At 39.8% G+C, this 12,776-nt stretch carries 12 protein-coding genes; 10 read left to right on the top strand and 2 right to left on the bottom strand.

Features of this window, described 5'->3' with window-relative positions; genetic code table 11:
* Nucleotides 1-136 precede the first annotated feature (136 nt).
* The 8 genes from A994_RS12375 to A994_RS12340 all read left to right on the top strand — a co-directional run bounded on the left by A994_RS12375 (nt 137) and on the right by A994_RS12340 (nt 8,819).
* On the top strand, nt 137-388 hold the full coding sequence (locus tag A994_RS12375; protein WP_004032008.1) for a 4Fe-4S dicluster domain-containing protein: 252 nt from the start codon (nt 137-139) through the stop codon (nt 386-388).
* 9 nt (nt 389-397) lie between these two features.
* Nucleotides 398-946: a hypothetical protein gene (locus A994_RS12370; protein ID WP_004032007.1), complete on the top strand. Its 549-nt coding sequence runs from the start codon at nt 398-400 to the stop codon at nt 944-946.
* Complete coding sequence (locus A994_RS12365; protein WP_004032006.1) at nt 946-1,857, top strand: NADH-quinone oxidoreductase subunit B family protein; 912 nt, start codon at nt 946-948, stop codon at nt 1,855-1,857. Before A994_RS12370 ends, A994_RS12365 begins: the two co-directional genes overlap by 1 nt.
* Before the next feature lie 23 nt (nt 1,858-1,880).
* On the top strand, nt 1,881-3,329 hold the full coding sequence (locus A994_RS12360) for a Ni/Fe hydrogenase subunit alpha (RefSeq protein WP_004032005.1): 1,449 nt from the start codon (nt 1,881-1,883) through the stop codon (nt 3,327-3,329).
* Between the two features lie 346 nt (nt 3,330-3,675).
* Nucleotides 3,676-5,088: a roadblock/LC7 domain-containing protein gene (locus A994_RS12355; protein ID WP_004032004.1), complete on the top strand. Its 1,413-nt coding sequence runs from the start codon at nt 3,676-3,678 to the stop codon at nt 5,086-5,088.
* 272 nt (nt 5,089-5,360) lie between these two features.
* Nucleotides 5,361-6,326, top strand: a complete 966-nt coding sequence (locus A994_RS12350) for a replication factor C small subunit (RefSeq protein ID WP_004032001.1) — start codon at nt 5,361-5,363, stop codon at nt 6,324-6,326.
* A gap of 1 nt (nt 6,327) precedes the next feature.
* Nucleotides 6,328-7,845, top strand: a complete 1,518-nt coding sequence (locus A994_RS12345) for a replication factor C large subunit (RefSeq protein WP_004032000.1) — start codon at nt 6,328-6,330, stop codon at nt 7,843-7,845.
* Between the two features lie 323 nt (nt 7,846-8,168).
* Nucleotides 8,169-8,819, top strand: coding sequence for a pectinesterase (locus A994_RS12340; RefSeq protein ID WP_004031999.1), 651 nt, complete (start codon nt 8,169-8,171; stop codon nt 8,817-8,819).
* A gap of 148 nt (nt 8,820-8,967) precedes the next feature.
* On the opposite strand, the gene A994_RS12335 is transcribed toward A994_RS12340, so the two are convergent.
* Nucleotides 8,968-9,675 (bottom strand): adenine nucleotide alpha hydrolase family protein, encoded by a 708-nt coding sequence (locus tag A994_RS12335; protein WP_004031998.1) that lies wholly within the window; start codon nt 9,673-9,675, stop codon nt 8,968-8,970.
* A gap of 169 nt (nt 9,676-9,844) precedes the next feature.
* On the opposite strand from A994_RS12335, the gene A994_RS12330 reads away from it, so the two are divergent.
* Nucleotides 9,845-10,777 (top strand): hypothetical protein, encoded by a 933-nt coding sequence (locus tag A994_RS12330; protein ID WP_004031997.1) that lies wholly within the window; start codon nt 9,845-9,847, stop codon nt 10,775-10,777.
* A gap of 168 nt (nt 10,778-10,945) precedes the next feature.
* Here the strand turns inward: A994_RS12330 and A994_RS12325 are convergent, their stop codons facing one another.
* Nucleotides 10,946-11,821, bottom strand: coding sequence for a DUF368 domain-containing protein (locus A994_RS12325; RefSeq protein ID WP_004031996.1), 876 nt, complete (start codon nt 11,819-11,821; stop codon nt 10,946-10,948).
* 165 nt (nt 11,822-11,986) lie between these two features.
* Between A994_RS12325 and A994_RS12320 the strand changes: the two genes are divergently transcribed.
* Entirely contained in the window at nt 11,987-12,604 is a 618-nt protein-coding gene (locus A994_RS12320) for a DedA family protein (RefSeq protein ID WP_004031995.1), read from the top strand.
* The last annotated feature ends 172 nt before the right edge of the window (nt 12,605-12,776 follow it).

Genomic DNA, 12,776 nt, shown 5'->3' with positions numbered 1-12,776 from the left:
AAATTATAGGGTGTAGTTATAACACTTAAGACTTTAATGGTCACTAAAAAAACCTGAGTAACATTCATCTGAAAAAATTAGATTTTGGAAGGTAAACAGAACATGTTAGTCTAAAAATAGGAAAAGAGGAGTTAAAATGGTTGAAATCCTGATAGACGAAGATGCATGTGTTGGATGTGGATCCTGTGTGGATGACTGCCCCAACGACGTGTACAAAATGAATGAAGAAAAATGGAAAACAGAAGTGGTTAATGTCGAAGACTGTATGGCATGCCTCTCCTGCCATGAGATCTGCCCTGCACAGGCCATGACCCATAAAGACATCCACGTGGCCAAAAGACTCTACATTGATCGCCGGGTGAACGACGTTCTGGAAAGAATTATCTGAGGAGTTAATATGGCAATACAAGAAGTTAGAGGAACATTTAAGCCCGAATTGATTCCCAAGGAAACTGGTGGAAACATAGATGACTATGAAGATGCACTGCACGTGCTGATGAAATTCATGGGATCCATGTCCAGTGCCCTGGAACAGGTTTCAGGAAGAGGTGCCAACGCCATTGTTTACCAGGCAGGCAAAAGAATGGGCCACGATGCCGCGAAAATGCTGGAAAAAACCGACAACCTGGAACAGGCCATGGATGAAATGGGTGAAGTCCTGGGACATGAATTTTACTACCGGATGTGGAAACCAGCAGGACAGGAAAATTTCACCATTGAAAAAGGAGACGAAACCGTTGTGAAACTTCTCTTCAGAGACTGCGTTGTCCGGCAAACCCTCCGAAGAACAGGTTTACCCCAGAAAGGACCATTATGTTATCTGTTATATGGTTACATGGTGGGGGCAGTGGAAGAAGTTATGGACATCAAAGGAAAAGTGGACATAGATCACGTAGGCCCCAACGCATGTCTTAAAACTCTCACAATCAAATGGAGTGGTAAATAATGGTTAAAATAGCCTTAGAAACCCTGGCCAGCTGCTCAGGGTGTGAAATTTCCATACTGGACCTTCATGAAGATCTGGCAACATTACTGGATCAGGCAGAAATTGTGTATGCACCAGTCCTCATGGATGTAAAAGAAGTTCCTGATGATGTGGACATCGCTATTGTCTCTGGTTCAGTTCGTAACGCCGAAAACAAAGAGAGACTGGAAGAACTACGGGAAAAATCCAAGTACCTCATTGCCTACGGAACCTGTGCCTGTTATGGAGGTATAACTGGTATGGCTGATCTTTACACTTCTGATGAGGTCACATCACGCACCTACTCTGATAATCCCAGTACCGTGTCAGCACCACTCCCTAATGAAGTGGTTCCTGAACTTTTAAGCATTGTACACCCTGCAGCTGACTTCACCAGAATTGATGGATTTATACCTGGCTGCCCACCCAAAGAACAACTCACACACGACATACTCATACCACTCATAAACGACGAAGCTCCGGATGTTCCTAAAAAAAGTGTCTGTGCCGATTGTCAGCGTGAAATGGAACACGTTGAATTCGATAAAATACACCGCAGAATTGAGGGAACCCCTGAACCAGGTAAATGTTTCCTGAGCCAGGGATATGTCTGCCTGGGTTCAGTTACTCTTGGTCGCTGTGGTGGTCTGTGTACAGAAGCAGGAATTCCCTGTCACGGCTGTGGAGGACCTTCTCTTGATGTTTTAAGGGAACCCAGCCATGATATTTACAACGGAGTCATCAAAAGAATAGCCCACCTTTCCAAGATGCCAGAAAAAGACGTGGAAAAGCAGCTTTATGATATTGGACACGTTATCTACGGATTCGTAATTGGAAGTACTACCATGGAGGATAAGCAGGTTTCACTCATCCCTCAACTGGTTAAAAAGTGAAATCAAGATAAAATGGTGATATTATGAAAAATATCGAAATAAGCCCTGTTAGCAGGATAGAGGGACACGCCAAGATCACAGTGCAGGTGGATGATGCAGGGAACGTTGCCGATGCCCACTTCCACGTTATGGAAATAAGGGGATTTGAAAAATTCCTGGAAGGTGCGGCTGTGGAAGAAGCACCCAGAATCACTCCACGTATATGTGGTATATGCCAGACTGCACACCACCTTGCATCAGCCAAAGCCACAGATATGGTATTTGGATTGGAACCGCCAGAAACAGCCAAAAAGCTAAGGGAACTCATGCTCATGGGACAGTACATACACTCACATTCACTCCATTTTTACTTCCTGGGCGCCCCGGACCTGGTTATGGGACCTGATTCAGACCCTGCAATGAGAAATGTGGTGGGAATCTTAAAAAGTAATCCAGATCTGGCAATGATGGCCATAAAAACCCGGAAAATAGGTCAGGAAATCACAGGTGCTGTGGGTGGAAAACCCATAAGCCCGGTAACTGCCATACCGGGAGGACAATCCCGAGGCATAACCTCAGAACAACAAGCTAAACTATTATCCAAAGCTAAAGATGCAATAGGATTAATAGAACAAGGTATTGAAGTAGCAAAACCATTATTCGCCCAGTATAGTGAAGCTATTGAAGCACTAGGTCCTGTTGAAAGTCATTTCGGAGCATTAACCAACGGTGGCTCCATGGAGTTCTACGACGGCCCAGCCAAGATCATTGACAAATCTGGGAGCCAGGTTTATGAATTTGCAGCCGCTGATTACCTGGACTACATTGAAGAAAAAGTTCAACCATGGTCCTACCTGAAATTCCCCTACCTGAAACAGATAGGATTCCCAGAAGGTAACTACCGTGTGGGGCCACTGGCCCGGCTGAATGTGGTAGATAGCATACCCACTGAAAAAGCTTCAGCACTTTATGGTGAATACAAGGACCAGTATGGAATTGCTCAAAACGCATTGCTGTACCACTATGCCCGTTTAATCGAGCTGATGTACGCCGCAGAAAGAGCAGTACAACTTTTAGAAGACGACAGTATAACCGGTACTGACCTGCGCCAGAACCTTTCAGAACCATTAATGACCAAGGAAGAAGCCCAAAAATCCAGTGAAACCAAAAGAGGAGTGGGTATGATTGAGGCCACCAGAGGAATCCTCATCCACGACTATGAAACCGATGCAGGAGGATTCATTAACCGAGCCAACTTAATTGTTTCCACGGGTCAGAACAACCTATCCATGGACATAGGAGTTAGAGAAACAGCTAAACAGATGATACATGGTGAAGAGGTTTCAGAAGGGCTTAAAAACAGGTTGGAAATGATTGTGAGGGCATATGACCCTTGTCTTTCCTGTGCAACCCATGCCATTGATGGAAGTTCACCCCTGGCTGTGGACATCTACGATAGCGAAGGACAACTCCTGAAAAAACACTTACTCTGAGGTTATTTTTTAAAACCTCAAAATTTTTTATTTTTTAAATATTCTTAGATTCTAAAATTGTAATACTAATTGAATTTTTCAATTTTTAACTGAAATTTAAATTGAATTTTTAAAGGATTTATACTACATATAATATTAATTAAAATAAGATAAATAATCAAATCCTGGTTATACTAATTATCAATTCTTTTTGCTACGCATAACTCTTTCATCGACTTTATTATTATCTTTAATCAGTTGAATAAAAGGTTACTATCCAGTACCAAAAAAACGATAAGCATAATAAAAAGTTAGAGTAAGAATAGTTTATAGAATTAAGGTTTATTTACTAAACTCTAGTGATCCAATGACTGAAACCCGTTTGAAGATGCAACTGGAAAAGGCCACATTAGATCTGGATAAAACCAGCGATGTAGAGGGTATACTTATTGTGGCCAGTGATGGGCGGATATTACACCATAACTTACGGGTTGATGTGGATATAAACCTTTTCGGTCCAATGTCCCAGGTTATTTCAAGCTCTTCCCTCAGGTTGTTAAGTTCATCAGGGCAGGGTGAGATGGAAAGAGTATTAGTGGAGTCTCTTAGGGGCAAAGCACTTTTTTTAGGTTTGGAAAATGCACATTTAATTATTTTAATGCAGGAATCTGCTAACGTGGGTATGGTAATAGTGAATGCCAAAAGAGCATCCCAGAAAATCAATGAAGTAACCCACGATTTAGAATTAGAAGTTCCAGTTCCCGAGGAAACCCCTACTCCAGAGGAAATAGCAGTTGAACAGGTACCAATTGAAGAAGTACCAGTTGAAGATATATCCATAAAACCGGGCAAAACAGGAAAACCTGAACCTGAAACGGTTCAAACTGAAGCTCCAATGGAAACAACTGTTACAGAACCAGGTGAAATATTGGAAAACTCTCCGGAATTGGAGTTAACTGAAGAACCAGCTGCAGATAAAACTAGCATAAGATCTGTTGAAGAACCAGTTTTGGAGATAACTGAAAAAATAACTGCAGAACCTCTCAAAGATGAAACTGAACCTGCTGCTGTTAAACCCATTGTTACTGAAGAAACTCCAATTGAAATTGACACAGACTCAAAACCCGGAACTGAAACTAAAATTGAAACGGGAATTAAAGTTGAAACAGAAGTAAAAAGTGACGTTGAAACTGAGGAAATTGAAATACCAGAGGAAATAGAAGAATTAAAAGTTGAAACTGAACCTGAAACTACTGAAACTGAAATAGAAGAATTAAAACCTAGCATACCTACAGTTAGACCACCTATTTCATTCCCTTCACTACCAAAACATGTCAAAATTCCTGAAGATCCTGAAAAACGTTCTGATCTCATATTAAATATTTATGAATCAATATTTTTGGCCATGTCCTTAGGAGCCGCCAAGATCATGGGAGTTGCTCCCGCCAGGGGACTAACCAAAAAATTCCTCCCCTTTGAAAAATGCAGGAGACTTCTGGAAGATGTTGATCTCAAGAGCAACGCCACCATTGATTTTACCATGATCAAGAAAAACGCTGCTGAAATTCCTCTTCAGGAGCGAGAAGAAATATTTATCCAGGATTTCAATGGCATGATTGAAGTCATAACTGAAAATTATGGGAGAGTAATGGGTTACGAAGCATTCCGGGCCATGGTACGACCAGAGTTCCTGGAAATTAAAAAGTCTTACGGCGAAGCAATGGATAAACTGAACATCAAAAAAAGCATGCACCCCGAAATTGCCCAACTATTCATGTAATAAGAAAATTTTTAATAAAACATATCATAAAATATGTTCTTACCATTTTAAATTATAATTAGCTTTTTCTAACCTATAAATCACCAGTACTGATTACAACATTTTTTTTAACATATCTGGATTAGTTTTTAAAAAAATAAAGTAAAATTCGACCATGAAATTTATAAAAAAAGGGATTACATTTAAATTTTAAAACTTTTTAAAATACCAGTTACATACCAATAATCATATTACATTCACAAGAATATTAGAAATAAAAACGGTGATAAATCATGAACGGACCATGGGTGGAGAAGTATCGACCACAGACCCTGGATGAGGTTGTGGGTCAAGATCACATTATACACAGACTTAAACAGTACATAAACGAGGCGAACATGCCTAACCTCATGTTCACCGGCCCGGCAGGAGTGGGAAAAACCACCACTGCCATTGCACTGGCCAAAGCCATGCTGGGTGAATACTGGAAGCAGAACTTCCTGGAGTTAAATGCCTCTGATGCCAGGGGTATCGAGACTGTGCGTAAGGATATTAAAAGTTTCTGCCGCTTGAAAGCAGTTGGATCACCATTCAGGATCATATTCCTGGATGAAGTGGATAACATGACCAAGGATGCCCAGCACGCCCTTCGCCGGGAAATGGAAATGTACACCAAAACATCATCATTCATTCTTTCCTGTAACTATTCATCCAAGATCATCGATCCAATCCAATCACGGTGTGCTATATTCCGGTTCGCACCCATTAAAGGGCATCAGGTTATCGAGAGACTGGAAATAATTGCCAAGGCTGAAAACGTTAATTATGCACCTGGAACTTTAGAAAGCATTGTTTATTTTGCTGAAGGGGATATGCGCCGGGCAGTTAACATCCTGCAATCCACGGCATCCATGGGTGAAGAGATAACCGAGGATATTGTTCACGACGTGGTTTCCAAGGCTAAACCTAAAGATGTGCGACGGATTGTTAACCTGGCACTGGATGGTGATTTCATGGGTGCCCGTGACCTTCTACGGGAGGTTATGGTGGTTCAGGGAACCAGTGGCGAGGACATGGTAACCCAGGTTTATCAGGAAGTATCCAGAATGGCCATGGATGACCTTATCTCCAGTGAAGATTACATAAAGCTGGTGGAGCACATTGGAGAATATGATTTCCGGATAAGAGAAGGTGCCAATCCCAGAATACAATTAGAAGCTCTTTTGACCAAATTTTTACCAAAGGAAAAGGCAGATTAGGATGTTGTGGACTGAGAAGTACAGTCCCCAGACCATGAAGGATGTTCTGGGGAATAAAAAAGCCATTGAAGAGATTGAAAACTGGCTGGAGAACTGGGATCATGGCGAACCCCAGAAGTGCCTCTTACTGGTAGGACCTCCAGGCACCGGGAAAACCACCCTGGCCCATCTGGTGGCTCGCGAGTTCTCAGACCATATAGAACTCAATGCCAGTGACAAAAGATCCTATGACATAATAATGAACACCATAGGAGAAGCATCAGCTTCCGTCTCACTTTTTGGCCAGGGAGGGCGTAAACTCATAATTTTGGATGAAGTGGACGGACTCCATGGAAATGAGGACCGTGGTGGAATAAGAGCCATAAATAAGATCATCAAGGAAGGTCATCATCCCATGATCATGATGGCCAATGACCTTTACAGTAAACGTATACAGAGTCTTAAATCCAAATGTCAGCTTATAAAAATCCGAAAAGTGCATACTAACTCCATAGTAGCTCTTTTAAAGAAGATCTGTATTAAGGAAGGGGTTGATTTTGAGGAGCACGTTCTCAGGACACTAGCTAAAAGATCCCGTGGTGATTTAAGGTCAGCAATTAACGATCTGCAAGTCATTGCCCAGGGCAAGGACTCAATCACCTCTGATGACCTGAAGGTCATATCTGAAAAGGATGATATTAACAATATCTTTGACTCAGTGCGCACTGTACTGAAAAGCAAGAATCCTAAAAGGATCAAGGATTCCCTGCGCCTGGAGGCAGATCCTGGTTTTATACTGGAACAGATAACCGAGAACATTCCCCGGGAGTATGAGAAGCCAGAGGAAATTGAAAAGGCATATAATGCAGTGGCAGAAGCTGATGTGTACCTTGGAAGAGCCTTCCACACCCGGCACTATGGTTACTGGAAGTACACCTATGATCTCATGGGAGTGGGTGTGGCCCTGGCCAAGGATGAGACCTACAAGAAATTCAGCAGATATACCAGTTCAACTTTTTACAGTAAACTGTCCAAGAACCGGGCAAAGAGGGACCTTAGAGACAGGGTCGCCACAAAGATAGGAGCTAAGCTGCACACATCCAGGAAGGTGGCCATTGAATACTTCCCCTACTATGAGATAATGTTTGAGAAAGATGACCTGGCCCGGGATCTGGCAGACTACTTTGACCTGGATGATGCTGAGGTTAAACAGTTCAGGAGTAGGAAGATTAAAAAGAGGAAAGTGAAGAAGGCTCCTAAAACTCCTAAAGTTAAAGGTATAACTAAAACTACGCCTAAAAAGGATCCGAAAAAAAGTACTAAATCCACAGGCACATCTTCTAAAAATGTTTCAGATGAGTCTAAGGATTCTAAAGAAGTAGAAACAAAAACCATTCCTGAAAATCCTAAATCTAAGGATAAAGCAAAAAAGAATAATAAAGGAAGTTCTTCAAAAACTACATCCAAGGATAAAAATGATCCAGGTAAGTCTGAGACTAAAGATAAAGGGAAACAGGTTTCGCTTTTTAGTTTTAAATAAAATTTCACTTACTTTTTTATTTTAAGATTACTAGATAAATTCCTTTTTATTGACTTACCTAATTTCATACATAAATCAATCATTAAAATAGAGTCATAAAGTAATAGTTTGAGATTTTTAAGCGATTTTAAGAAATTTAAGGACACTTGTTGGAATATAACTAAGTCGAAAGGCATATTAAAGAGTTTATTGTTGTTATTACACAGTAAACTGGAAAATATTCATTGCCCTTTAAAAATAACCGCAAATTATTATATATCAAAGTATAGTAATAGCTAACTAAATGAATGGTCAAATCATATCTTTAAGGGGAGAAAAAAATAATGAATATACCTAATTTTAAATGGAAAAAAGCAGTACCATGCCTTTTATTCTTATGTTTGGTGGCAGTGATTACTGCGGGTTCATCCTTTGCTGCAGGAACGATTTATGTCAGCACACAGGGAAACGATGACTGGAACGGTCTGGCAGCCACATACGATCCATCCACAGGAAACGGACCTAAAGCAACTATACAAAACGCCATAGACACAGTAACTGATAACGGCACAGTAGCGGTAGCAGCAGGAACCTACAAAGAAAATCTTTACATTAATAAGGATGTCTATCTAATAGGAGCCGGTCCAGGCAGCACCATTATAGATGGTATGCAAAAGAAAAGTGTTATACAACTATTTGGGTCTACCATGGAACCATTTAATCAGTTTGCCCTTACTGTAAATGGATTCACTCTTACCAATGGTAACAGTACCTGGGGTGGTGGAATTTACAATTATGGAGGTAATTTATTCCTGATTAATACAAAAATTACCAATAATAAGGCCACCAACGGAGGCGGTCTCTACAACTCCGGAACTGCAAGTGCAGATAGTGCAACCGTAATAACTGATAACACACCTGATAATGTTTATGGTTATCCAGTCACACCAACTGCCGACATTTCTCAGGATATAATACCCTCAGTTAACCCATGATACGGATTTGCTAATCCATAAGGAATTATTTAATCCAGAAAAAGAATTATTTTTTTTGTTATTTTTTTTTTGTAATGTTTGTTTTGTAAGTTTATTTGCAGACTTATTATTGGAATCTCTAAAAACACAATATGTAGTACCACTGATATCATTTATCACCAGTAAGATAAAATGCAGAACTCATCATTTTCTCCCGTACATCGGGAATAAATCCCTCCAGAAACTCCAGTATCTCCACAGGAAGACCATTATTCTCTTCTAAAACACAGTTTAGTCCCTCAATTTCCACCCATTTTTCTATCCATGATGCTGGAACATTGATAAGTGGGTAAACCATTTTCAGACCATTTCTTGAAGTATGAGAACTTAAAAGCTCCAATTTCTCACCATGGAGCATGGTTTCCAGTATATGTTCAACTTCCCCATCAAGAGTTAGTGGTAGGGCCATTGAATCCATATTCAGTTCTGATTTTTTTTCCTGAAGTTTCAGTTCACTCCACCTGCCCACATCATCCGCCTGAAGGAGTAATTCCGCCCCATACTTTCGGGTGTAAGGCTCTAAAACCGTGTATAGTGCCAGGTTTGCACAGTTTGAAGGGTTGGACAGTATTATCCTATCATGGGGACTCAATGCATTTTTGAGTACGCGGGATGCACGGCTACATATCTTCTGGAATACTTTAGAACGCCTTATTTCGAAATTAGGGAATTTTTCCAGGAATATATCCTCTTTTTTGCGTGAAAACCGGGATAATTTCAAATTATTAACGTAAACCTTTTCATCAACTATGCTGATAAACCTGGTTTCCACACCGTTTTTCTGGAGAAATTTAACCACTTCTTGCTTTATTGTCATGACTTTTTCAACCTTTAATCATCTAAACTGGAATTAAGGTATATGCAGTAACATTAAGTTAATTGGATAGGATTAAGTTTGGGTAAGATCAAGTTAATGAGTTTTTTATTAAGGAGATCAGATAAACTTATACTAAAACGATGTGGAAACACTTTTAGAGGGGCTTGTTATGTTCAAAATTTTCGGTCGTAAATCAGATAAAGAAGGGGAAAGGGAATTTCTGGAAATAGAAGTAACTGAACCGGTGGACTGTCTGGCTGATTTTACATTTAACTTTCACTGGCAGCACAAGGGAGAAAAACTGGATCCCACTTGGAAAATCCCTGGAAATGATTTAACCTTTGGTGAAGTGGTGGAGCACCTTAAAAATAATGGGAACGTGCGAATTAATGGTGATACGGGGCATCGTCTAGCCAGCAGCATGGGTGTGGACCTGCAGTACTTCGGAGGAAGTGGTAAAGATATTCATGTAGGAGATATTTATGTGGAAGGGGATGTTGACACCCGTATGGGTATTAGCATGACCCGTGGTAGCATCTATGTTAAAGGTGACATAAAAGAACCAATGGGGAATATGGTTGAGGTTAAGTCCGGCCAAAAAAGTTACCGGCAGTTTAGAAGCATTACTGATATTGTGACCCATGGATTGGAGGGGGATAAACTGGTGGGCTGCCAGTTTGCTGGAAAAAGATTCATAATTGATGATGGTACAGTGAAGGACACTGTGGGGGCCCGTTTAGATAGTGATGTGGATATAATTAAACAGGGAAATGTTGATCTATCCACCGGTATACTCATGCGCAAAGGCACCACCCGAATAAATGGAAATGCTGGAAAAAACACTGGTGCACTCTTGAATGGGGGTACCATTATCATTAATGGTGATACTGATGATTTTACCGCCATTGACATGATTAAAGGAATTATCATTGTTAATGGGAATGCTGGTAAATTTTTAGCAGCCAACAAAAAAAATGGAATCATTCTGGCTAAAAATGGAAATCCCATACCTCCGGTAGATGAAAAACCCCTCCAGAGTGAAGATCAACAGCTACTTATTAATCAGGGTTTCAATCCCACTGGTTTTAAGAAGTTCGAGTAAAATCACTGAATATTTATCCATTTACTATTTTTAAATACAGTTAGTTTCTTCAAATACGAATTAATTAAATAATCAAAAATCCTCGATTTAAATCTTCATAAATTTAAAAATTAAAATAAAGATGAATTGAGATAAAGATCAATCCAAAAAAAAATTCTGGAAGGAGGATTAAGCCTCCCAGTGCAGATGGTATTTTTCGAACTGTTTTTCCAGTACTATTACCAGAACAAATCCAATCACGGCTGCAATTATCACCGGGATAACAGAATCCATAGAGGTTACAATTCTATCATAGGGTAACCTTAAAGTTCCTATCATCAAACCTACTAGGAATGCCATGGTCACTGATTTGTGATGTTCTAAAAGGTAATTCAGGAGGCGTGAAAAGGATAAAATACCTATCAAGGCTCCCAAACAAAATGTGATTATATCCAAAAATTTGAGTTGATTCAGGGCGGCCAGCATGTATTCATATTGGTTTAAAAGAAGCAGGAGGAACGCTCCAGAGATACCTGGAAGGATCATTGCACATATAGCCACCATCCCTGACAGAAAAATAATTGGTAGAGTATGATTAGCCTGAATTGGGTTTAATCCCACAAATATTATGGCAAAAACCAATCCAATTACTAAAAAGGCAATGTTCTTAAAATTAAGTTCATCAACATGTTTGTAAACAAACCCAGCCGATGCTAATATGAGACCAAAGAAGAATGCAAAGGTAGGGGCAGTGTACACTGTGAGCATAACTGTCATGACCTTGGACATGGTTAAAACCGCCAGCCCAATTCCAGCCAGTAAAGGTATAAATAAATTGAAATCCCATTTTAAGAGTTCTTCCTTGGATTTTGTAAAATCACCTTTGAATGCTGCTAAAAGGAAGTTGGCATTTATCTGGCTGATAGCATGCACCAGTCTCTGGTAAATACCAGTAATCAGAGCCATGGTCCCCCCAGAAACTCCAGGGATCACATCGGCGGTGCCCATTAACAAACCTCGCAAGAATATTAAAAGGGTATCCCGGTATATCTCGATTTTTCGCATAAAAAATTCTCCTACAATACAAAATATTTAAATCAGGGAATGGTTAATTGTTAATCTTGCAGATTAATTATTTCCTCAAGTTAACCCATACATTGTTTCAATTAATTTCATCCCATTATTGATATTTAATTAATTAAATGTTATAAAAACAGAGGTTTATTTTCCATGATCAGCTTGGTAGAATTTTTTAGTGAAACAGTAATTCATTTAATTGAATCCTTAGGTTACTGGGGTATCCTCCTGGGTATGACCATAGAAAGTGCCTGCATACCTTTACCCAGCGAAATCATAATGACCTTTGCAGGATACGTAGTTTATGAAGGAAAAATGGCATTCTGGGGTGTGGTCCTTGTAGGAACCCTTGGAAATTTAGTAGGGTCTTTAATCGCTTATTATGTTGGATGGTGGGGTGGAAGGCCGCTTCTGGAAAAGTACGGTAAATACATCCTCATCACCCCTAATAAACTGAATCTGGCAGATGAATGGTTTGAAAAATATGGGCACGAAGCAGTGCTCATAAGTAGAATGCTTCCAGGTTTAAGGACGTTCATATCCCTACCAGCTGGAATTACCCATATGAACCTGAAAAAGTTCATTTTATACACAGTTATCGGATCCCTACCCTGGTGTTTTGTTCTAACTTACATAGGCGTGCTCATGGGTCCAAATTGGACTACTATAGAAAGTTATTTCCGTTACCTTGATATTTTAGTTGGAATTGGAGTAGTGGTATTCATCGCCTACATCATCTACCATTACCGTGGAAAAGAACACGTTGATTAAATTAAACACCCCAATTAAGTGATGCAGGTGAAAAATGAGGAGATAATAACTTAAATTACTTTTTACCTGAAATAACATTTTTAATTTTATTCATTATTTTTAAATAATTCTTTTTCAATCATTACCTGAACTAAAATACCTGAAATAATTACAGTTAACATTAATTATAGAT

Origin of the sequence: Methanobacterium formicicum DSM 3637 (assembly GCF_000302455.1) — an archaeon.
GTDB lineage: Archaea > Methanobacteriota > Methanobacteria > Methanobacteriales > Methanobacteriaceae > Methanobacterium > Methanobacterium formicicum_A.
Note: the sequence above shows the minus strand (reverse complement) of the source record. Positions and strands in the feature narration are given on the sequence as shown.

Bases quoted from the DNA above. Each gene is read 5' to 3' on its own strand.
- A994_RS12375 (WP_004032008.1), top strand. From the start codon at position 137: ATGGTTGAAATCCTGATAGACGAAGATGCATGTGTTGGATGTGGATCC.
- A994_RS12370 (WP_004032007.1), top strand. From the start codon at position 398: ATGGCAATACAAGAAGTTAGAGGAACATTTAAGCCCGAATTGATTCCC.
- A994_RS12365 (WP_004032006.1), top strand. From the start codon at position 946: ATGGTTAAAATAGCCTTAGAAACCCTGGCCAGCTGCTCAGGGTGTGAA.
- A994_RS12360 (WP_004032005.1), top strand. From the start codon at position 1,881: ATGAAAAATATCGAAATAAGCCCTGTTAGCAGGATAGAGGGACACGCC.
- A994_RS12355 (WP_004032004.1), top strand. From the start codon at position 3,676: ATGACTGAAACCCGTTTGAAGATGCAACTGGAAAAGGCCACATTAGAT.
- A994_RS12350 (WP_004032001.1), top strand. From the start codon at position 5,361: ATGAACGGACCATGGGTGGAGAAGTATCGACCACAGACCCTGGATGAG.
- A994_RS12345 (WP_004032000.1), top strand. From the start codon at position 6,328: ATGTTGTGGACTGAGAAGTACAGTCCCCAGACCATGAAGGATGTTCTG.
- A994_RS12340 (WP_004031999.1), top strand. From the start codon at position 8,169: ATGAATATACCTAATTTTAAATGGAAAAAAGCAGTACCATGCCTTTTA.
- A994_RS12335 (WP_004031998.1), bottom strand. From the start codon at position 9,675: ATGACAATAAAGCAAGAAGTGGTTAAATTTCTCCAGAAAAACGGTGTG.
- A994_RS12330 (WP_004031997.1), top strand. From the start codon at position 9,845: ATGTTCAAAATTTTCGGTCGTAAATCAGATAAAGAAGGGGAAAGGGAA.
- A994_RS12325 (WP_004031996.1), bottom strand. From the start codon at position 11,821: ATGCGAAAAATCGAGATATACCGGGATACCCTTTTAATATTCTTGCGA.
- A994_RS12320 (WP_004031995.1), top strand. From the start codon at position 11,987: ATGATCAGCTTGGTAGAATTTTTTAGTGAAACAGTAATTCATTTAATT.